The organism is Prosthecomicrobium sp. N25, assembly GCF_037203705.1.
GTDB lineage: Bacteria > Pseudomonadota > Alphaproteobacteria > Rhizobiales > Ancalomicrobiaceae > Prosthecodimorpha.
Window position 1 is genome coordinate 1,530,507 of record NZ_JBBCAT010000001.1, and the last position, 20,977, is coordinate 1,551,483.

At 71.4% G+C, this 20,977-nt stretch carries 20 protein-coding genes; all 20 read left to right on the forward strand.

The window, feature by feature from the left end; genetic code table 11:
• Window positions 1-13: 13 nt before the first annotated feature.
• Window positions 14-1,093, forward strand: a complete 1,080-nt coding sequence (locus WBG79_RS06950) for a DUF2793 domain-containing protein (protein ID WP_337356380.1) — start codon at window positions 14-16, stop codon at window positions 1,091-1,093.
• Between the two features lie 29 nt (window positions 1,094-1,122).
• A complete protein-coding gene (locus WBG79_RS06955) occupies window positions 1,123-2,535 on the forward strand; it encodes a hypothetical protein (protein ID WP_337356381.1) in 1,413 nt (470 codons plus the stop codon).
• A 10-nt stretch (window positions 2,536-2,545) separates the two neighbouring features.
• Window positions 2,546-2,764, forward strand: coding sequence for a hypothetical protein (locus WBG79_RS06960; RefSeq protein ID WP_337356382.1), 219 nt, complete (start codon window positions 2,546-2,548; stop codon window positions 2,762-2,764).
• 60 nt (window positions 2,765-2,824) lie between these two features.
• Window positions 2,825-3,373, forward strand: a complete 549-nt coding sequence (locus WBG79_RS06965; protein WP_337356383.1) for a TIGR02594 family protein — start codon at window positions 2,825-2,827, stop codon at window positions 3,371-3,373.
• Window positions 3,374-3,395: 22 nt separating this feature from the next.
• On the forward strand, window positions 3,396-3,623 hold the full coding sequence (locus WBG79_RS06970; RefSeq protein ID WP_337356384.1) for a hypothetical protein: 228 nt from the start codon (window positions 3,396-3,398) through the stop codon (window positions 3,621-3,623).
• 5 nt (window positions 3,624-3,628) lie between these two features.
• Complete coding sequence (locus WBG79_RS06975; protein WP_337356385.1) at window positions 3,629-3,859, forward strand: hypothetical protein; 231 nt, start codon at window positions 3,629-3,631, stop codon at window positions 3,857-3,859.
• 231 nt (window positions 3,860-4,090) lie between these two features.
• The gene (locus WBG79_RS06980) at window positions 4,091-4,426 is read left to right on the forward strand and encodes a PepSY domain-containing protein (protein WP_337356386.1); all 336 of its coding nucleotides are present in this window, start codon (window positions 4,091-4,093) and stop codon (window positions 4,424-4,426) included.
• A gap of 35 nt (window positions 4,427-4,461) precedes the next feature.
• Entirely contained in the window at window positions 4,462-5,133 is a 672-nt protein-coding gene (locus WBG79_RS06985) for a response regulator transcription factor (protein ID WP_337356387.1), read from the forward strand.
• Entirely contained in the window at window positions 5,123-6,499 is a 1,377-nt protein-coding gene (locus WBG79_RS06990; protein WP_337356388.1) for an ATP-binding protein, read from the forward strand. Before WBG79_RS06985 ends, WBG79_RS06990 begins: the two co-directional genes overlap by 11 nt.
• Before the next feature lie 140 nt (window positions 6,500-6,639).
• Window positions 6,640-7,062, forward strand: coding sequence for an RT0821/Lpp0805 family surface protein (locus WBG79_RS06995; RefSeq protein ID WP_337356389.1), 423 nt, complete (start codon window positions 6,640-6,642; stop codon window positions 7,060-7,062).
• An 84-nt stretch (window positions 7,063-7,146) separates the two neighbouring features.
• Window positions 7,147-8,601, forward strand: coding sequence for a hypothetical protein (locus tag WBG79_RS07000; RefSeq protein ID WP_337356390.1), 1,455 nt, complete (start codon window positions 7,147-7,149; stop codon window positions 8,599-8,601).
• A gap of 182 nt (window positions 8,602-8,783) precedes the next feature.
• Window positions 8,784-9,935 (forward strand): c-type cytochrome biogenesis protein CcmI, encoded by a 1,152-nt coding sequence (gene ccmI / locus WBG79_RS07005; protein ID WP_337356391.1) that lies wholly within the window; start codon window positions 8,784-8,786, stop codon window positions 9,933-9,935.
• Between the two features lie 103 nt (window positions 9,936-10,038).
• Window positions 10,039-10,488: a cytochrome c maturation protein CcmE gene (gene ccmE / locus WBG79_RS07010; protein ID WP_337356392.1), complete on the forward strand. Its 450-nt coding sequence runs from the start codon at window positions 10,039-10,041 to the stop codon at window positions 10,486-10,488.
• Window positions 10,489-10,561: 73 nt separating this feature from the next.
• Window positions 10,562-12,556, forward strand: a complete 1,995-nt coding sequence (locus WBG79_RS07015) for a heme lyase CcmF/NrfE family subunit (protein WP_337356393.1) — start codon at window positions 10,562-10,564, stop codon at window positions 12,554-12,556.
• On the forward strand, window positions 12,553-13,026 hold the full coding sequence (locus tag WBG79_RS07020) for a cytochrome c-type biogenesis protein (RefSeq protein ID WP_337356394.1): 474 nt from the start codon (window positions 12,553-12,555) through the stop codon (window positions 13,024-13,026). Before WBG79_RS07015 ends, WBG79_RS07020 begins: the two co-directional genes overlap by 4 nt.
• 158 nt (window positions 13,027-13,184) lie before the next feature.
• The gene (locus WBG79_RS07025; protein ID WP_337356395.1) at window positions 13,185-14,732 is read left to right on the forward strand and encodes a Do family serine endopeptidase; all 1,548 of its coding nucleotides are present in this window, start codon (window positions 13,185-13,187) and stop codon (window positions 14,730-14,732) included.
• A gap of 170 nt (window positions 14,733-14,902) precedes the next feature.
• A complete protein-coding gene (locus WBG79_RS07030) occupies window positions 14,903-15,583 on the forward strand; it encodes a response regulator transcription factor (RefSeq protein WP_337356396.1) in 681 nt (226 codons plus the stop codon).
• Entirely contained in the window at window positions 15,580-16,980 is a 1,401-nt protein-coding gene (locus tag WBG79_RS07035) for an ATP-binding protein (protein WP_337356397.1), read from the forward strand. The genes WBG79_RS07030 and WBG79_RS07035 overlap by 4 nt, the downstream gene beginning before the upstream one ends.
• A gap of 177 nt (window positions 16,981-17,157) precedes the next feature.
• Complete coding sequence (locus WBG79_RS07040) at window positions 17,158-17,835, forward strand: carbonic anhydrase (RefSeq protein ID WP_337356398.1); 678 nt, start codon at window positions 17,158-17,160, stop codon at window positions 17,833-17,835.
• A gap of 211 nt (window positions 17,836-18,046) precedes the next feature.
• Window positions 18,047-20,974, forward strand: coding sequence for a bifunctional [glutamine synthetase] adenylyltransferase/[glutamine synthetase]-adenylyl-L-tyrosine phosphorylase (locus WBG79_RS07045; RefSeq protein ID WP_337356399.1), 2,928 nt, complete (start codon window positions 18,047-18,049; stop codon window positions 20,972-20,974).
• Window positions 20,975-20,977 lie beyond the last annotated feature (3 nt).

Below are 20,977 nucleotides of genomic sequence, written 5' to 3' on the forward strand. Positions count from 1 at the left end.
CTTCGAGGTTCCCATGACCGTCACGCCGAGGCTGGCGCTGCCGCTGATCGAGGCTGCGCAGGCGCAGAAGCACGTCACCCACAACGAGGCGCTCGACGCCCTCGACGCGCTCGTCCAGGCGGTGGTGCAGGACCGCGACCTGGCGGCGCCGCCGTCGAGCCCGGCGGAGGGCAACGCCTGGATCGTCGCCGCCGCGCCGACGGGCGCCTGGGCGGGACGCGCCGGCCAGATCGCGGTCTGGCTCGCCGGCGCCTGGACCTTCCTTCCGCCCGGCACCGGCTGGCGCGTCTGGGTTGCCGACGAGGCACGCCTGTTCGTCTGGACCGGCAGCGTCTGGCAGGACCTGGTCGCCGCCGCGCTGGCCGCCACGACGGCCCTGCAGAACGTCGCCCTGCTCGGCATCGGCACCACCGCCGACGCCACCAATCCGCTCGCCGCCAAGATCAACAAGGCGCTCTTCAGCGCCCGGCGCATCGCCGAGGGCGGCACCGGCGACCTCCGCGCCACCATCGACAAGGAAGCGGCCACCCGGACCGGCTCGATCCTCTTCCAGACCAACTTCTCCGGACGGGGCGAGATCGGCCTCGTCGGGACCGACGACCTGAGCCTGCGCGTCAGCCCGGACGGCTCGACCTGGACGGAGGCGCTGCGCTGCGTCGCCGCGACCGGCGAGGCGGTCACCCGGATGCACCGGCCCGACACAGACAACGCCCGCACGCTGGGGACGGCCTCGTTCCGCTGGTCGCAGGTCTATGCCGCGACCGCCACCATCAACACCTCCGACGCGCGCGACAAGCTCGACGTCGCCGACCTCGCGCTCGGCCTCGACTTCGTCCGGCGGCTCCGCCCCGTCTCGTTCCGCTATCGCGTCGCCGAGACCGGTCCGGAGGGCCCCCGCGAGGGCCGGCGCCGCCACGCCGGCTTCCTGGCGCAGGAGGTCCGCGCGGCGCTCGGTCCCGAGGACAGCGCACTCTGGACGGAGGACGCCGCCAGCGGGCGCCAGGGGCTCCGCTACGAGGAGCTCGTCCCCGTCCTCGCCCGCGCCGTCCAGGAACTCGACGCCCGGCTGTCCGCACTCGCCCGCCGTCCCTGAGCCCGCCCTCCGTCATCGAGGAGACCCCCATGCCCACCGAATCCAACACCGTCACCGGCCAGCGCATGGTCGTCCTGGACGACGGCCGCAATGTTCCCGTCGTCGCCCTCGACGGGACCGTGGGGTTGCCCGGCTACGACGCCGACTTCGACAAGCTCGTCGTCGGCACCACGCGAGACAAGTTCCGCGACGAGTTCTTCAGCTTCGACACCGTGTCGGTCTGGGAGCTGGTGCAGACCGGTTCCGGCATGACCATCGCCCCTCAGGGCGCGAGCTTCGGATCCCGCTACCTCGCGGTCGCCACGGGCACCGACGCGAACAGCGAGACGATCATCCTGTCGCGTCGAAGCTTCAGGATGCCCTTCAAGCTCGGTTTCGGCCTGACGATGTCCCAGCGCATCGCCAACCAGGAGGTCGTGGTCGAACTCGTCTCCGTCAACGCCGCCGGCCAGGTGGAGACCGACGCGACCTTTGCGTCCCCCGCCTTCGCCAATGCCCTCAACGGCATGGCGTTCCGCTTCGACGGCACGACGCCGACCTCCGTGACCGCGCTGCACCGCGGCTTCGGCGTCACCGCCGGCTCGGTCTCGATGACGTCCCAGGCCACCACCGTCGGGGTCGGCTCGGGCGCGGCGGACCTGATGCCCGCCGGCGTCTACGAGATCCATGCCGACATGGAGAGCCTCTACTTCCAGTCCATGGCGATGGATGCTCTCACGGCGCCCAACACGCCCGCCGTGCGCCAGAACAGCCTGCCCGACCCCGCCAAGCTCTACAAGCTCCGCGTCCGGATCCGGAATCTCTCTACCGCCCCGGCCTCCTCGACCGATGTCGGCCTGCATTTCGTCCGCCTGCTCGACACGGCGCGGATGACCGTCGACTTCCGCCAGGCCGGCCGGCCGACCGACATCCGCAGCGCCGTCCCGGTTCTGGTCGCCGGGGGTCAGGCCGTGACGGTCCAGGGGATGACGGCCTCGGGCTCCACCCAGACCGGCAACGTGGTCCCCGCCGGGGTGCTCGCCAAGACGACGCAACCGAGCACCCGCAACGACAACGCGGCGACCGGGCTCGTGTCCGACAAGCTCGGTCGCCCCGTCGTGGTCCTCGGCCATATCCGCGAACTGGTCGACACGAACGCGGCCGTGACCCTTTCGGGCACGACCGAGACCACGATCGTCTCCGCCGCCGCCTCCACGTTCAACGACCTCCACGCCCTGGAGGCCTCCAACACCTCGACAACCGGTGTCCGGGTCGACGTGCGCGACAGCGTCGCCGGAACAGTCCGGCTGAGCTTCTGGCTCGCCGGCGGATCGAGCGCGGTCTTCGAATGGTCCGTGCCCAAGAAGCAGGCCTCGGCCAACGCGGCCTGGACCGCGCAGCTCTCCGCCGTCCCGACCGGCGGCGACGTCCGCATCTCCTCCACCACCGTCCGCAACATCTGAGGCCGAGCCCATGGCGACGCGCACCATCACCCTCGCCTACACCTGCGAGGAAACCGTCGAGACAGTCGAACGGGACGGGCAGGCGGCCGAGACCGGCAACCTCCTGGTCACAGTGCCGACGGCGGGCACCCCGCAGGGTTACACGGTCGCGGTTCCCGCGGGCATCACCGATTGGCAACTCGCCGCGACCATCGAGGGCCTCTGGGCGAACCTGGGCCGTCCGGACTGACGGGCCTGCCCCCGCCGCGCCCGCGCCGCTTCCCGTCCCGCCAGCCCCCGGAGGCTTCCCATGAGTCCCCTCGTGCCCTGGCACGACCGCCTGTCGGCCGAACTCGGCCTCGCCGAGATCCCCGGCCCCGGCTCCCGTCCCCGCATCCTGGAAATGGCGGCCGCCGTCGCCCGCTCGCATCCGCGTCTCGAATGGATCGCCGCCTTCTACGAGGACGACGACATCCCGTGGTGCGGGCTCGCCGTGGCCTGGGCGATGGTCGCCTCGGGGCTGACGCCGCCGCTGCCCAACCCCCTCTCGGCCCGCGCCTGGGCGGAGTGGGGGCGCCCCCTGTCCACCCCGGTCCCGGGCGCGGTCCTCGTCTTCGCCCGCCAGGGGGGCGGCCATGTCGGGCTCTACGAGGGCGAGGACAAGGCCCGCTACCTGGTGCTCGGCGGCAATCAGGGCAACCGGGTCGGCCGCGACCCCGTCGCCAGGTCCCGCCTCCTCGCCGACGCCGCCGGGCGGCCGATCGGCATCCGCTGGCCGGCGACGGTCCCCGTGCCGGCCGGGGCGGGGCCGGTTCGCCTCGACCTCTCGGCCGGCGCCGCCTCCCGCGACGAACGTTGACCCCGAACCCGAAGGATCAGCCATGGAACAGACCAAGACCCTCCTCGCCTCCCGCACCGTCTGGGGCGCCGCGATCGCGGTGCTCGCCGCCGTGGCGGGCCTCTTCGGCTACGTCGTCGCCCCCGACGACCAGGCCCGGGCCGCGGACCTCGCGGGCGAGATCCTCGGCCTCTGGGACCGCCTCGCGGTGGTGGCCGGCGGCGCCCTGGCGATCTGGGGCCGGGTGAAGGCCTCCAAGAGGATCGCCTGACCCCCATGGGCTGGTTCTCGCTCGCCCGCAGCCTCGTCGGCCTCGCCCTCGCCGTCCTGGCCTGGGCGAACCGGCGGGGCGCCCCGGAGGCCGCCGCCTCCGCCGCGGCCCGCTCGCGATTGAAGGAGGCGCTCGATGCCCTGGATCACGCCGAGGCGGCCCGCCGCCGTCTCGATCGCGATCTGTCTCGCGATCCCGGCCGGCTGCGCGCCGACGACGGCCATCGTCGCGACTGATCTGCCCGCCGACCCGATTCCGGCTCGCGGTGTCGTGTGCCGTGCGATGCGCCCGATCGACTGGTCGACGCGCGACACCGACGAGACGATCCGGGCTGTGAAGAGCCACAACGCCGCCTGGGCGGCCCTCTGCCCGTCGGCCCCCTGACCGAGCCGGCCTGGACCTTTCGATCACGGGCGTTCACATTGCCGTTCATCGGCGGTTCAGTGCCGCTCGGGTAAGGAGGGGCGATGGTCAGGAAGCTCGCCCCCCTCTGTCTGGCGTTCGCCACGACGGTCGCCGCCCTCGCGCCCGCGCTGGCGGCCCTTGCCCCACAGCCCTCGATCGCGCAGTCGGCGGCCGGGGAGTGCCTGACCTTCGGCGCCATGCAGGAGGCCCTCCTGGACGGCAGGGCCCGCCGCCTCGCCGAGATCCGTCGGATGCTGGAGGGCGACATCGTCAAGGCCGACCTCTGCCTCGACGAGGGCAAGCTCTCCTACCGGGTGACGGTGCTGACGCGCGACGGCCAGGTGAAGAAGGTCGTCCTCGATGCGAGCTCCGGCCAATTCATGTACGATAAGCGCTGACATCCATTTGAGTCCGGCGCACGAGGGGATTTGCGGTGAGACTGCTCGTTGTCGAAGACGATCCGAATTTGAACCAGCAGCTGGTCGATGCCCTGAAGGACGCGGGCTATGCCGTCGATACGGCCCGTGACGGCGAGGACGGCCACTTCCTCGGCGACACCGAGCCCTACGACGCCGTGATCCTCGACATCGGCCTGCCCAAGATGGACGGCATCTCGGTGCTCGAGCAGTGGCGGCGCGACGGGCGCAAGATGCCCGTTCTGCTGCTGACCGCCCGCGACCGCTGGAGCGACAAGGTGGCGGGCATCGACGCCGGCGCCGACGACTACGTGGCCAAGCCCTTCCACATGGAAGAGGTGCTCGCCCGTGTCCGCGCCCTGGTGCGTCGCTCCGCCGGGCACGCCTCCAACGAGATCGAATGCGGCCCCGTGCGCCTGGACGCCCGTTCCGGCCGCGTCACGGTCTCGGGCCACATGGTCAAGCTGACCTCCCACGAGTACCGGCTCCTCAGCTACATGATGCTGCACCAGGGCCGGGTCGTCTCGCGCACCGAGCTGGTCGAGCATCTCTACGACCAGGACTTCGACCGCGACTCCAACACCATCGAGGTCTTCATCGGGCGCCTCAGGAAGAAGCTGGGCGTCGACATCATCCAGACCATCCGCGGGCTCGGCTACACCGTGGGCATGACGGGCGATGCAGGGTAGTTCACTCGCCCTACGCCTCTTCGTCCTCGCCGCGATCTGGAGTGCCCTGTCCCTGGCGGCCGCCGGGCTGGTGCTGATTTCGGTCTACCGGACGTCGGTCGAACGCGGCTTCGACGAGCGTCTCGGGGTCTACCTCAAGACGCTGGTCGGCGCCATCGCGGCCCAGTCGGACAACGCGGGCAGCTTCCGCGAGCCCGACAACATCGGCGAACCCCGGTTCGAGCTGCCGCTCTCCGGCTGGTACTGGGTCGTGCGGCGCGTGTCGGACCACAAGGTCATGCTGACCTCCAACTCGCTGGTCGGCGACGTCCTGGTGCTGCCGAGCGACGTCGGCGTCGCCCCGGGGCCCGACAAGATCGCCAAGGCCTATATCCAGGGCCCGGACCGGCAGGACCTGCGCGTCATCGAGCGGGAGATCAGCTTCGACGACGTGACCGCCTACAAGCTTGCCGTCGCGGGCGACGCGGGCGACGTCAACGAGGACATCAACGTCTTCTCCACCCGCACGGCGCTGATCCTCGCGCTTGTCGGCTTCGGCCTCGTCATCACCACCTACTTCCAGGTGCGCCTCGGCCTCTTTCCGATCGAGCGCATGCGCCGCGCCCTCTTCGCGATCCGGGCCGGCGAGGCCGAGCGGCTGGAGGGGACCTTCCCGTCCGAGATCACCCCGCTCGCCCAGGAGCTGAACGCCCTGATCGAGTCCAACCGCGAGACCATGGAGCGCGCCCGGACCCACGTCGGCAACCTGGCCCACGCCCTGAAGACCCCGCTTTCGGTGATAACCAACGAGGCCCGCTCGGCCGACGGCCCCTTCGCGTCCCGGATCGCCGAGCAGTCCGCGCTGATGCGCGAGTACATCGACACCCATCTCGAACGCGCCCGCATGGCCGCCCAGCGGCGCGTAATCGGTGCGGTCACCGAGGTCGAGCCCGTGATCGACCGCCTCGCCCGGGCCATGCGCAAGATCCACGAGCGCAAGGGCGTCGTCGTCGACGTCGAGGTCCAGCCCGGGCTGCGCTTCCGCGGCGAACGGCAGGACCTGGAGGAGGCGCTCGGCAACCTCATGGACAACGCCGCCAAGTGGTCCGGCGGGCATGTCGTGGTCACCGCCAGGATCGAGGGCCAGCAGAAGTCCGACGAGCGCCGCTTCCTGAGCATCTGCGTCGACGACGACGGGCCCGGCCTCGCCCCCGAGGAGCGCTCCCAGGCCCTCAAGCGCGGGCAGCGGCTCGACGAGACCGTCCCGGGCACCGGGCTCGGCCTCGCCATCGTGGCGGACCTAGCCAAGCTCTACGGCGGCCGCTTCCAGCTTCTCGAAGCTCCTATCGGAGGCCTGCGGGCCGAACTGGTCCTGCCCGCCCTGTGACGGCGGCATGGCGCCTCCGTCGGATCGGAACACCTGCCGGTCTGGACCTCTCCCGCCTTCGCCGCTAGAACCTCACCCGGTCCGCCGGCCGAACGCCGGCGGCCGCGCGACGACCGAGGTTCAGCAGAAGACGAGGCGGCATGCCCCCTATCCGGATCGCAGTCCTGTGCGCCGCCGCCCTGGTCGCGGCCTGCACCACGACCGAGCCGGTGGAGACCGCCGGAACCCCGAAGAAGCCGGGCCTGACCGAGCGGATCGGCCTCGGGTCCACCCTCGGCGCCATTCTCGGCAGCGACGCCGGCCGGGGCCTGGACGAGCGGGACCGCTCCCTCTCGGCGGATGCCGAGTACGACGCCCTCCAGTACGGCGCCGCGGGCGCCGCCAAGGAATGGAAGAACACCCTGAGCGGCCATTCCGGCATCGTCACGCCGGGACCGGCCTACTCGGTCAACCAGTACACCTGCCGTGACTACACCCACCGGATCGTGGTCGGACCGAAGGAGGAGGTGGTCCGTTCCACCGCCTGCCGGCAGCCCGACGGCAGCTGGCGTCCGCTCGGCTGACCTCCTGGCGAGGCAGCGACGGATTCTTAACCAGCCCTGAGGGAAGATAGGGATAGCACCTATCGTTCCGGACGAGGCCGACTCATGCCCGACAGCGGGCACCTGAACGCCAAGATGAAGGCCTACATGGACGCGCTGTCGCCGGCGGCACGCGCGATGCTGGTCCGTACCGTCAAGGCCGCCGAGGCGCGGGGCGAGGGGCCGCCGCCCATGAAGGCCCTCATGGCCGCCGTCGCCAGGCTCGAGGCCGGCTCCTCGCTGTCCGACCTGAACCTGCTCGGCAGGAGCGATGAAGGCGCGCGCCCCCTTCGCACTGACCCCATGCCCGACCCGGCGCCCTGGTCGGACAGGCTGCGCCAGGCCGTGCTTCAGCCGGTCGGAGCCATCGCGGCCGACGGCGACGTGCCGGTCAAGCAGGTCGGCCGGATCCGCCGCGCCTCGCTCGCCCCCCTCTGGACCTGGATCACCCGCGATCTGCTGCCGGGCCCTCACGCCGAGGCCCTGCGAGCCGAGGGCGCAGGGGATCTCGCCGGCACTGCCCGCGCCTTCCGCCGCGAGATCGCGCGCGCCGTCGTCGAGGCGCTCCGGGCGGCCGAGACGGACCCCCGCGCCTGGCAGAAGCTCGCCCTGCACGCCGGTGGCGACATGGTCGCGCGGGACCTGCGGGACGTCGTCTACGTGCTGCAGCGCGACACGCAGTTCGCTGCCCTCGTCCAGCAGTTGCCGCGTCAGATCGGCCCCGCCGAAGTCGGCGACGCCGGCCTTCTCCAGATCCTGCGCGGCGTCGTCGAGCAATCCGTGATCTCCGCCGCCTTCGTGGGCGCGGTCCTTCTCCAGCGCACCGCCTCGCCCTGGCTCCTGGCCCAGCTCGCCGTCAAGCTCACCGGCACCTCCGACGCCCGCCTGCTGCACACCGGGCGCTACGGTGCCTTCATCGACGTCGTCATCTCCGAGGCCGAGCGGCAGGTGGAAATCCTCCGCCAGTCCACCGCGACCCGTCCGGAACGGGCCCAGGCGCGGGCGGCGCTCCGGGAGTTCCACGACATCCTGCGCAACCTGCGCTTCGGCATCGAGGTCGACGACGTACCGGTCTGGTTCAAGCGCATCGCGGCCGCGCGCCGGGACATCTCCGAGGTGGTCGGCCGCGAAGTCGAGAACACGTCCGGGCTGGTCCGCCGCGCCCTAAGGGTCGAGACGCTCAACGGCGGCTTCGGCGGCGGCTGGGATGCCGACGCCTTCGAGGACGCCGAGTTCGCCGTCAGGCTGCTGGTCGAGGCGCGCGCCTGCCAGGACAGCCTCGCCCTCAACGATCTCCTCGTCCGCACCCGCAAGCAGCTGGAACCGACCCTCCAGGTCCTGTCCGACAAGCTGATGGCCGATCTGAAGTCGAATGCCGCGCTCGATCGGGACGCCATGCTGGCCGCCGTCGATGGCTCGATCCGCCTGACCGCCATCGTGTTCGGCGAGGAACTGGCCGCGATCCAGCGCAAGAGCCGCGACCTGGCCCTGCAGCGTCCGGCCGGCCGGGCGCACGGCTGACGGCCTACGGCAGGCCGCGCGCCCCTTGACGGCGATCAAACCCTTGCCATCTTGGCCGGGCTAAGGAGGGTCCGCCATTGCGGTGGTGCCCCGGGAAGGATACCTGAGGCGGCAGGAGTCCGGTCCGTCGATCCGGCCGCAGGGCTCCCCCGGAAGATCTGGTCGCCCGAAAGCCCGGCAACATGCTCCTTTGGATCGTCTTCGCTGCCATGACTGCCCTTGCGGCGCTCGCCGTCCTGGCGCCCGCCTCGCGGGCCGCCCGGCGGGCCGCGGGGGCGGAGGCGAACGACGTCCACGTCTACAAGGACCAGCTCGCCGAAGTCGACCGCGACCTGGATCGTGGCCTGATCGCTCCGGCGGAGGCCGATGCCGCCCGTACCGAGATCGCCCGGCGGCTGCTGAAGTCGGCGCGCAACGCCGAGGAGACCGCCGGCGGTTCCGCCGGCCGACGCGGGTGGGTTGCCGCGGGCGCCGGGGTGGTGGCCGTCCCGGCCGTCGCCCTCGGCCTCTACCTCTCCCTCGGCCAGCCCGACCTGCCGGACCAGCCGCTCGCCACGCGGCTCGCGCGGGCCCCCGACCAGCAGACCATCGACGACCTGGTCGCCCGTGTCGAGGCGCACCTCGCCCAGAAGCCCGAGGACGGGCAGGGCTGGGAGGTGCTCGCCCCGGTCTACATGCGCCTGAACCGGCCAGCCGACGCCGCCCGCGCCTACGGCAACGCCATCCGGCTGCTCGGGTCCGATGCGCGCCGGCAGTTCGGCCACGGCATGGCCCTGACGGCCGCCGCCGGCGGCGTCGTCACCGCGGAGGCCCGCGACGCCTTCCAGAGGTCGGTCGAGGCCGACCCCGGCCAGGTCCCGTCCCGGATGTATCTCGCCCTCGCCCTCACCCAGGAAGGTCGCCACGCCGACGCGGTCGCGGCCTGGAAGGCGATCGTCGATGCCGCCAAGGGAGACGAGCCTTGGCTCGAACCCGCCCGGCGCGAGCTCGCTGCCGCGGAGAGCGCGGCCGGCCTGCCGCCCTCCGCGCCCAAGGCCCCGCCGTCCGCCCAGGCGCCGGGTCCCGGAGCCGACGAGGTCGCGGCCGCCGAGTCCATGCCGCCGGCCGACCGCAAGGCCATGATCGAGGGCATGGTCGCCCGCCTCGGCGAGCGGCTCGCCGCCGGCGGCGGCAGCGTCGAGGAATGGACCCGCCTGATCCGCTCGCTCGCCGTCCTCGGCCGTACCGAGGAGGCCCGCGACGCCGCCCGCAAGGCGCTGGCGGCCGTGGGGGCGAACGCCACGGACCGGGCGCGCATCGAGGAAGTGTCGAAGGGGCTGGGGCTGGCCCTGTGAGGAGCGGGACGGGTCCGGGCGTCGGCCCGGGCGGACGGTCCCGCATGGAGACGAGGGGAGGGGAGCCGCTGCCGGCGCCGCCGGACGGCCCCTGCGAGGAGCGATGACGAGGAAGCAGAGACGCCTGACCCTGATCGGAACCGCCGGCGCCGTCCTGACGCTCGCCGCGGGGCTCGTCGCCTACGCGCTGACCGACCGGATCGTGTTCTTCAACAGCCCGAGCGACGTGCTCGCCAAGACCCTGCCGCCCGACCAGCGCATCCGCCTTGGCGGCCTCGTCAAGGAAGGGTCGGTGAAGCGCGGAGACGGCACCACGGTCCGCTTCGAGGTGACCGACACGGTCGCCTCGATCCCGGTCACCTACACCGGCATCCTTCCGGACCTCTTCCGCGAGGGCCAGGGCGTGGTCACCGAGGGCAAGGTCGGGCCGGACGGCTTGTTCCGGGCCGACAGCGTGCTCGCCAAGCACGACGAGAACTACATGCCGAAGGAAGTCGCCGAGAGCCTCAAGAAACAGGGGCACTGGCAAGGCGAGACCCAGGCGAAGAAGTGAGGCGTCCTGGCGGCCGAGGGGGCCGCGGGACGCGCAAGGGGCCGCCGGCCCCGCTCGAGGACGGACGGAAGCCATGCTGGTCGAGATCGGACATTACGCCCTGGTGCTGGCCTTCGCGCTGGCCGTCGTCCAATCGGTCCTGCCGATCTGGGGGGCCCGCACCCGGGACGCTCAGCTGATGGCGGTCGCCGCGCCCGCCGCCCTGGCGCAATTCCTCTTCGTCGGCATCGCCTTCGGCCTGCTGACCCATGCCTACCTGGTCTCGGACTTCTCGGTCCTGAACGTCGCCGAGAATTCCCACTCCCTGAAGCCCTTGATCTTCAAGGTGAGCGGCGTCTGGGGGAACCACGAGGGCTCCATGCTCCTGTGGGTGCTGATCCTCGCCCTCTTCGGCGCCCTGGTCGCCGCCTTCGGCCGCAACCTGCCGGAGTCCCTGAAGGCCAATGTCCTCGCCGTCCAGGCCTGGGTGGCGAGCGCCTTCCTGCTCTTCATCCTGACGACGTCCAATCCCTTTGCCCGCCTCGACCCGGCGCCCCTCGAGGGCCGGGACCTCAATCCGATCCTGCAGGATTTCGGCCTCGCCGTTCACCCGCCGCTCCTCTACCTCGGCTATGTCGGCTTCTCGATCTCCTTCGCCTTCGCGGTCGCGGCCCTGATCGACGGGCGCATCGACGCCGCCTGGGCCCGCTGGGTCCGGCCCTGGACGCTCGCCGCCTGGATCTTCCTGACGCTCGGCATCGCGATGGGCTCCTACTGGGCCTACTACGAGCTCGGCTGGGGCGGCTGGTGGTTCTGGGACCCGGTCGAGAACGCCAGCTTCATGCCCTGGCTGGCCGGCACGGCGCTGCTGCACTCCGCCATCGTCATGGAGAAGCGCAACGCCCTGAAGGTCTGGACGATCCTGCTGGCGATCCTGACCTTCTCGCTCTCGCTGCTCGGAACCTTCCTGGTCCGCTCCGGCGTGCTCACCTCCGTGCATGCCTTCGCGACGGACCCGGCCCGGGGCGTCTTCATCCTCGCCATCCTGGTCCTCTTCATCGGCGGGTCGCTGGCGCTCTTCGCCTGGCGCGCCTCGACCCTGACGCAGGGCGGCATCTTCGCCCCGATCAGCCGCGAAGGCGCGCTCGTCTTCAACAACCTGTTCCTGACCGCCTCCTGCGCCGCCGTGCTGATCGGCACGCTCTACCCGCTCGCCCTCGAGGCCATCAACGGCGACAAGATCTCGGTCGGAGCGCCCTTCTTCAACCTGACCTTCGGGCCCCTGATCCTGCCGCTCCTGCTCGCCGTCCCGATCGGGCCCTTCCTGGCCTGGAAGCGCGGCGACCTGCTCGCCGCCGCCCAGCGGCTGTCCGTCGCCTTCGCGCTCGCCGCCGCCGCCATCGTGGCGACCTGGTGGGCGACGCGCGGCGGGCCGGTCCTGGCGGCCTTCGGGGTCGGTCTCGCAGTTTGGCTCATAGCCGGCGCGCTCGCCGAGACGGCCTATCGCGTCAAGCTCTTCGCCGAGCCGCTCGATGTCTCGCTCCGCCGGGCCAGGGGCCTGCCGGGCTCCGCCTGGGGCATGATGATCGCCCACATCGGCATCGGCCTCACCGTCCTCGGCGTCGTCGCCGAGAGCGCCTGGAAGGTGGAGAGCATCGTCGCCCTGAAGCCGGGCGAGACGGTCTCGATCGCCCGCTACCAGGTCACCTACGAGGGCACCAGCCCCCGCCAGATGGAGAACTACCAGGAGCAGAGCGGCCTCTTCACGGTCCGGGACGGCAACCGGGTCGTCGCCGTGATGCGCCCCGCCAAGCGCTTCTACCCGGCCCGCCAGATGCCGACGACCGAAGCCGCCATCGCCCAATTCGACCTCTACACCTCCAACCTCTACATCTCGCTCGGCGACGCCCAGCAGGACGGCGGCGTGGCAGTGCGCATATACTGGAAGCCGCTCGTCAATTTCATCTGGTACGGCTGCGTCGTGATGGCCTTCGGCGGCCTCCTGTCGCTCGCCGACCGCCGCCTGCGCGTCGGCGCCCCGACCCCGGCGCGGCCGGCGCCGAGGATCGCCGCCGGAGCCGCCGAATGACGGCCCTCCTCAGCCGCATCGTCCTCGCCGCCGCGCTCGCCGCCGCCGCGGCGGGGCCGGTCCGGGCCGTCCAGCCCGACGAAATCCTCCCCGATCCGGCCCTCGAGAGGCGGGCCCGCGAGATTTCGGCGGAACTCCGCTGCATGGTCTGCCAGAACCAGTCCATCGACGATTCGGACGCCCCGCTCGCCAAGGACCTGCGGGTGCTGGTGCGCGATCGCCTCAAGGCCGGCGACAGCAACGAGGCCGTCAAGGAGTTCCTGGTCGACCGCTACGGCCAGTTCGTGCTCCTGAAGCCCCGCTTCGAATGGGAGACCGCCGTCCTCTGGCTGACCCCCTTCGTCGTCCTCGGCCTCGGCGCCCTCGCGGTTGTGACCGCCTCCCGCCGCCGCCGTCCGGCCCAGGGGGCCGATGCGGTCCTATCGGAGGACGAGAGGAAGCGGCTCGACGATCTCCTGTCCGGATCCTGAGCTGTCGACCGCATACGGGACATTACGAAGATTTAATCCGCCCGACAGTGCACGTTAAGGCGGCGACCTCCATCTTGTCGGTCATCAGCGGCACGCCCAGGCCAAGAGGGCGCCGGCCGCGTCAGAGATGAACCCCGATTGGACGGAGTGACTCCGCAATGATCGACCAAGTGAAATCCGCCGCCGGCATTCTCGCCGGCAAGCGCAAGGCCCTCCTCGCCGGCGTGCTGTCGCTCGGCATGGTCGGCGCTCTCGCCGCCGAGGGCGTCCTCACCGCCGTTCCCCCGGCGAGCGCCCAGGCCGTCACGGCCCCGACCGCCCCGCAGAACGGGCACGCCATCAACACCTTCTCGTTCGCCGACGTGGTCGACCGGGTCGCCCCGGCCGTGGTCTCGATCCGCGTGCAGGGCGAGCAGGAGGCCCCCAACATGGTCCAGGGCCTGCCGGACCTCCCGGAGGGCAACCCGCTCGAGCGCTTCTTCCGCGAATACGGCGAGCGCAACATGCCCGGTCAGCGCGGCCGCAACGAGCGACCCCCGATGCAGCGCGTGATGTCCCAAGGCTCGGGCTTCATCATCGCCCCGGAGGGCAAGATCGTCACCAACTTCCACGTCGTGAAGGGCGCCAAGGAGGTGACCGTCGTCACCAACGACGGCAACGAGTACCGCGCCAAGGTGATCGGCTCCGACGAGAAGACCGACGTCGCGGTCGTCCAGATCGACGAGAAGGGCCGGACCTTCCCGACCGTCTCCTTCGCCCGTACCGACATCCGTGTCGGCGACTGGGTCCTCGCCGTCGGCAATCCCTTCGGGCTCGGCGGCAGCGTGACGGCCGGCATCGTCTCGGCCCGCGGACGCGAGATCGGCGCCGGTCCCTACGACGACTTCCTGCAGATCGACGCCCCGATCAACCGCGGCAACTCCGGCGGGCCGACCTTCAATCTCGCCGGCGAGGTGGTGGGCGTGAACACGGCCATCTTTTCGCCCTCCGGCGGTTCGGTCGGCATCGGCTTCGCCATCCCGACCGCGACGGTGGAGCGGGTGATCGCCCAGCTCGAGCGCAACGGCGAGGTGGTGCGCGGCTGGCTCGGCGTCCAGATCCAGCCGATCAACCGCGACATCGCGGACGGCCTGGGCCTGAAGGACGCCCGCGGCGCCCTCGTCTCCGAGCCGCAGCCGGACTCGCCCGCCGCCAAGGCCGGCATCCGCTCCGGCGACGCCATCCTGGCCGTCGACGGCAAGGCCGTGCGCAACCCGCGCGATCTCGCCCGCACCATCGCCGACTACGACCCGGGCGCCTCCGTGCGCATCACGGTCCTGCGCGGCGGCAAGGAGCAGGATGTCACCGTCGTGCTCGGCAAGCTGCCGGCCGAGACCCCGCGGGAGGCGAACAACCGCCGCGGCGGCGGCACGGACGGCGCCCCCGCGTCGCTCGCCGACCTCGGCCTCGCGGTCGCGCCGGCCGGCGACGTCGGCTCCGGCGACCGCGGCGTCGCGGTCGTCCGCGTCGACCCGAACGGGCCGGCGGCGAGCCGCGGCATCGAGGTGGGCGACGTCATCCTGGAGGTCCAGGGCCGCACCGTCGCGACGCCGCGCGACATGACGGATGCGATCCGCTCCGCCCGCACCGACGGCCGCAAGACGGTCCTCGCCCGGGTCAAGCGCGGCGAGCAGACCCGCTTCGTGCCGTTGCCGGTCGCCGGCTGATCTTCCGCTCCCGTCCCGCGGATGGCGCGGGACGGCACGCCCCCGGCGCTTTTCCGCCCCCACCCCCGGCGCCGGGGTCCGGCGCGGCGGCGGACACACCCGGTCCGCCGCCGCAGCCTTCCTCCCGCATGCCCTTGGAGGAGGGCGCCGGTCCGCCTAGAGTCTCCCCCATGCGGATTCTCATCATCGAAGACGACCGCGAGGCGGCCGCCTACCTGGTCAAGGCCCTGAAGGAGGCCGGCCACGTCGCCGACCATGCGGCGGACGGCGAGGACGGCTGGCACATGGCCCGCAACGAGGACTACGACGTCCTCGTCGTCGACCGCATGCTGCCGAAGCGGGACGGCCTCTCCATCGTGGAGGGCCTGCGGCGCGACGGGCGCGACACGCCGGTGCTCATCCTCTCCGCCCTCGGCCAGGTCGACGACCGCGTGAAGGGCCTGCGGGCCGGCGGCGACGACTACCTCGCCAAGCCCTACGCCTTCACCGAACTCCTCGCCCGCGTGGAGGCCCTCGGCCGCCGCCGCCGTCCCGGCGACGTGGAGACCACGCTGAAGGTCGCCGACCTCGTCCTCGACCGCCTGTCCCACGCCGTCACCCGCGCCGGCATCGAGGTGCCCCTCCAGCCCCGCGAGTTCAGGCTGCTCGAGTATCTGATGAAGCACGCCGGGCAGGTCGTCACCCGCACGATGCTGCTCGAGAACGTCTGGGACTACCATTTCGACCCGCAGACCAATGTCATCGACGTCCACATGTCCCGCCTGCGCGCGAAGGTCGACAAGGGCCAGGAGAGGACGCTGCTGCACACGGTGCGCGGCGCCGGCTACATGATCCGCGATCCCGGCCGATGACCCGCTTCGGCCCCCTCGGCCGCTTCCTCCGGACGACGGCCTTCCGGCTCTCGCTCGTCTATCTCGTCGTCTTCTCGGTCGCGACCGTCTTCCTGGTCGCCTACATCACCCGCTCGACCTCCGACCTGCTCACGCGACAGATCCGCGACACCATCGACGAGGAGATCCAGGAGCTCGACTACGAGTTCCAGGTCGGCGGCATCCGGCGGCTCCTGACCACGATCGACCAGAAGAGCCGCTCGCCCGGAGCCAGCCTGTACCTCCTCAGCGACTTCTCGGGCAACATCCTCGCCGGCAACATCGCCGACATTCCGCCCGCCATCCTGGACGACGCGTCCGCGGCCGCCCGGCCGATCCGCTACTCGCGCGTCGACGGCGACCGCGCGGGCCGGCACGTCGCCCTTGTGCGAGTGATGACGCTCGACGGCGGCTTCCGCGCCCTGGTCGGCCGCGACCTCGGCGAACGCGAGCAGTTCCGCGAGATCTTCGGCCGCGCCGTGCGGGCCATCATGATCGTCATGGTCGTGTTGGCGGTCGTCACCTGGTGGTTCGTCTCGCGCCGCGTCCTGCGCCGGATCGACCAGGTCTCGGCGACGAGCGCGAAGATCATCGCCGGCGACCTCTCCGGCCGCCTCGCCGTGACCGGCACGGGCGACGAGTTCGACCGCCTGGCCCAGAGCCTCAACGGCATGCTGGAGCGGATCGACGACCTCATGCGCGGCCTGAAGGAGGTCTCCGACAACATCGCGCACGACCTCAAGACCCCGCTGACACGGCTGCGCAACCGCGTCGAGGAGGCGCTCTCCGGCCCCGACGACCCCGCGCGTGCCCGCGCCGCCCTGGAGGCGACGATCGAGGAATCCGACGCCCTCATCCGCACCTTCAACGCCCTCCTGATGATTGCCCGCGTCGAGTCCGGCAGCCAGCAGGCCGAGATGGACCCGGTCGACCTGGCCGCCATCGCCCGCGAGGTCGCCGAACTCTACGAGCCTCTGGCCGACGAGCAGGGCTTCGCCCTCTCGGTTGCCGCTGACCGGCCCGCCATGGTGGTCGGCAATCGCGAACTCCTCGCGCAGGCACTCAGCAACCTGATCGATAACGCCCTGAAATACGGCCGCGCGGAAGGTCGCGCCCCAACCGTTCGCATCGCGGTGGAGGAGAGCGGCGGCACCGTGGTGGCGAGCGTGGCGGACAACGGCGAAGGAATCCCGGCGGCGGACCGGACCCGGGTGCTGGGCCGCTTCGTGCGCCTGGAGACCAGCCGATCCGCCCCCGGGTCCGGCCTGGGCCTGTCCCTCGTCGCGGCGATCACGAGACACCATCGCGGAACGCTGGCTCTCGCCGATGCGGGCCCGGGTCTCCGCGTCGAACTACGTTTTGGAACCACAAATTCCTAAAACGTAATTCGATGTAATTCTTCGATCGCGACCGTTGCTCCTTTGAGGTGCGACCTATATGGGGCGTCAGTGGACTGTCAGGTTCGGGTCCGCTGCAGACGACAGACATTCTGAGGAGGGAATTCCTGCATGTGTGAGACGTGTCGAAGCGCTCTGGGACGCCGGTCGTTCCTGCAAATGGCGGGCGTGGGGCTCGCGGCAGTCGCGGCCGGCGTCGGCCTTTCCTTGGGGCCCGCCGCCGCCGCGGACGGCGCTGGCACGAGCCTGACCCCCGATCAGGCGCTCACCAGGCTGCAGGACGGCAACGCGCGCTTCGTCGCCAACGCCCAGCTCTGCGCGGCTGATCTGAACGCTCAACGGGGAGCCGTCGCCAAGGGGCAGGCCCCCTGGGCGACGATCGTCTCCTGCGCGGACAGCCGTGTCCCGCCCGAACTGGTGTTCGGCGGCCTCGGGCTCGGCGAACTGTTCATCACGCGCAACGCCGGCAATCTGGTCGACACCGCCGTGCTGGGCACCATCGAGTATGGGGCCGCGGTCCTCGGCTCGCCCCTGATCGTCGTGCTCGGACATTCCAAATGCGGGGCCGTCGCGGCGGCCTGCGACGTCGTCGTCAAGAACGCGACATTCCCGGGCTCCATCGGCCCGATGATCGAGCCGATCGTTCCCGCGGCCCTGGCAGTCAGGGACAAGGGCGGGGACTTCGTCGACGCCGCCGTTCGCGAAAGTGCGATCCGGACGGCCGCTCGGCTCCCGGCACGCAGCTCCGTGGTGGCCGACCTGGTCGCCAAGGGCAAGGTCAAGATCGTGTCGGCCCGGTACGACCTGGACAGCGGAAAGGTCGAGTTCCTCGGCTGAAGCGAGCGATAGGCGCCCCGGACCCGCCAGCGCCTGACGGCGGTCGGGGCGCTCGCAGTTGCCGCCGGACCCGGAGGGTTCCGGATCCGTCCACCCTTGACCTGCCCGCGCCCGCCCGGTTCTTTGCATGGGAACCGGGCAGTCGGGCGGGAGTCGGGGTGTGGTCAGGTCGTCGAAAACGGAAGAACCCGGTGGCCCGACGGGCCGCCTGATGGACCGCATCGCCACAGTCTTCGCCCCCGATTCGAAGAAATCCGCCAAGCTGGCCCTCGACCGCCTCGCCGCCCGGGCCAGGGACGAGGACGGCGGTGCCGATCTTCTCCGTGTCCTCGAGGACCGGCGTGTCCGCGATTTCCTCGCCGGCGTGCTCGGCTCCTCGCCCTACCTGACCGAACTGGCGGTCCGCGACCCGGAACGGCTCGCCCGCATCCTGGAGGCGCCGCCCGAGGCCGGGGTCGAGCGGCTGATCGCCGCCGCCGGCCAGGCCGTGGAGGACGAGCCGGCGCTCATGCGGCACCTCAGGCTTCTCAAGCAGGAGGCCGCGCTGACCCTCGCCCTGGCGGACCTCGCCGGCGCGCTGCCGACCCTGGCGGTGACCCGCGCCCTGACCCGCTTCGCCGACGCCGCCATCTCGGCCGCCCTGCGCGCCGCCCTCGCCGACGTCGCCGCCCGCGGCAAGATGCGACTTCTGGACGAGGCCGACCCCGAGAAGGGCTCGGGCCTGATCGTCCTCGCCATGGGCAAGCAGGGCGCCTACGAGCTGAACTACTCCTCCGACTGCGATCTCATCGTCTTCTTCGACCATGCCCGCGTGAAGGACCGCCTCGCCGACCCGGACGAGGCGGTCGACCTCTTCGTGCGCGTGGTCAAGCGGATGGTGAAGATCCTGCAGGAGCGCACGCCCGACGGCTACGTCTTCCGCGTCGACCTGCGGCTTCGGCCCGATCCCGGCGCGACGCCCGTCGCCATGTCGGTCGACGCCGCGCTCCAGTATTACGAGAGCATGGGCCAGAACTGGGAGCGCGCGGCGCTCATCAAGGCCCGGCCCTGCGCCGGCGACCCCGAGGCCGGCGAGGCCTTCCTGGCCGAGATCCGTCCCTACGTGTGGCGCAAGTATTTCGACTACGCGGCGATCGCCGACGTCCACTCGATCAAGCGCCAGATCCACGCCCACAAGGGTCACGGCGACATCGCCGTGCTCGGCCACAACGTGAAGCTTGGCCGCGGCGGGATCCGCGAGATCGAGTTCTTCGTGCAGACCCAGCAGCTCATCGCCGGCGGTCGCAATCCCCGGCTCCGCGGCCGGGAGACGCTGGGCATGCTCGACGAGCTGGTCGACCAGGGCTGGATCGGACAGGACGTGCGCGACGCGCTGCGCGAGGCTTACCTGTTCCTGCGCAACGTCGAGCACCGCATCCAGATGGTCGCCGACGAGCAGACCCACACCCTGCCCGAGGACGTGGCCGGCGCCACCCGCATTGCCCGGATGATGGGCTTCCGCACCCTCGACGACTTCTCCGCCGCGCTCCGGCGCCGGCTGGAGACTGTCCAGCGCCACTACGCGCGCCTCTTCGAGAGCGCCCCCCAGCTCTCCTCGGGCAAGGGCAACCTCGTCTTCACCGGCGACGACGACGACCCGGGCACGATCGAGACCCTGTCGCGCATGGGCTATGCGAGGCCCTCCGAGGTCACGGCGGCGATCCGCGCCTGGCACTTCGGCCGCTATCCCGCCACCCGCTCGACCGTCGCCCGCGAGCGCCTGACGGAGCTGACCCCGGCGCTCCTCGAGGTGCTGGCCGCGACCGCCAACGCCGACGCTGCCTTCCTGGCCTTCGACCGCTTCGTCGCGCGGCTGCCCGCCGGGATCCAGATCTTCTCCATCCTGGTCTCCAACCCGCGGCTCCTGCACCTCCTGGCGGAGATCATGGGCGCCGCCCCGAAGCTCGCCGAGATCCTGTCGCGGCGGCCCCGGGTCATCGATGCGGTGCTCGAACCGGCCTTCTTCGACACCCTGCCCGGCGAGGCCGAGCTTCGTGCCCGCCTCGACACCTACCTCGCCGAGGCCTCCGGCTACGAGGAGGTTCTGGACCGGATCCGGATCTTCGGCCAGGAACAGGTCTTCCTCATCGGCGTGCGCATCCTGACCGGCACCCTCTCGGTCACCCAGGCGGGTGTCGCCTACGCGACCCTGGCGGGCCTCCTGGTCGCCACGGTGCTCCGCGTCGTCGAGGCCGAGATGGAGCGCGTCCACGGCCGCGTCCCCGGCGGCGCGGCGGCGGTCGTCGCCATGGGCAAGCTCGGCGGACGGGAAATGACTGCCGCCTCCGACCTCGACCTCATGCTCCTCTACGACTACGACCCCGCCTCGGACATGTCGGACGGGCCGAAGCCGCTGATGGCCGGACAGTACTACGCCCGCCTGACCCAGCGCCTGATCGCCGCCATCTCCGCCCCGACCGCGGAGGGCACCCTCTACGCCGTCGACTTCCGTCTCCGCCCCTCAGGCAACAAGGGCCCGGTCGCGACCCGGCTCTCCGGCTTCCGCGACTACCACGCGAGCGAGGCCTGGACCTGGGAGCACATGGCGCTGACGCGCGCGAGGGTGATCGCCGGCCCGCCCGCCTTCGCCGCCTCGGTCGAGACCGCCATCCGGGCGGCGCTCGTCCGCCCCCGCGATCTCCGGAAGCTCAAGGCGGACGTCCTGGAGATGCGCGGGCTGATCGAGGCCGAGAAGGGCACCCGCGACGTCTGGGACATCAAGCAGGCGCCGGGCGGGCTGGTCGACGTCGAGTTCGTCGCGCAGTACCTCATGCTGGCGGCGGCGGCCCGACACCCCGACGTACTCTCCACCAACACGGCCCTGGCCCTGGCCCACCTCGCCGACCGCGGGCTCCTGGACAGGGGTGAGGCCGAGGTCCTGATCCCCGCCGTCCGGCTCTACCACCACCTCACCCAGGTGCTCCGCCTGGCGCTCGACGGCCCCTTCGAGCCCGCCAAGGCCCCGCGCGGCCTCCTGGACCTCCTGGCCCGCTCGAACGACATGCCGGACTTCAAGGTCCTGGCCGCCACGCTGACGGATACCGAGGCCGCCGTCCGGGCCGCTTTCGAACGCCTGATCGGTCGCGTGCCCAACCGGTGAGAG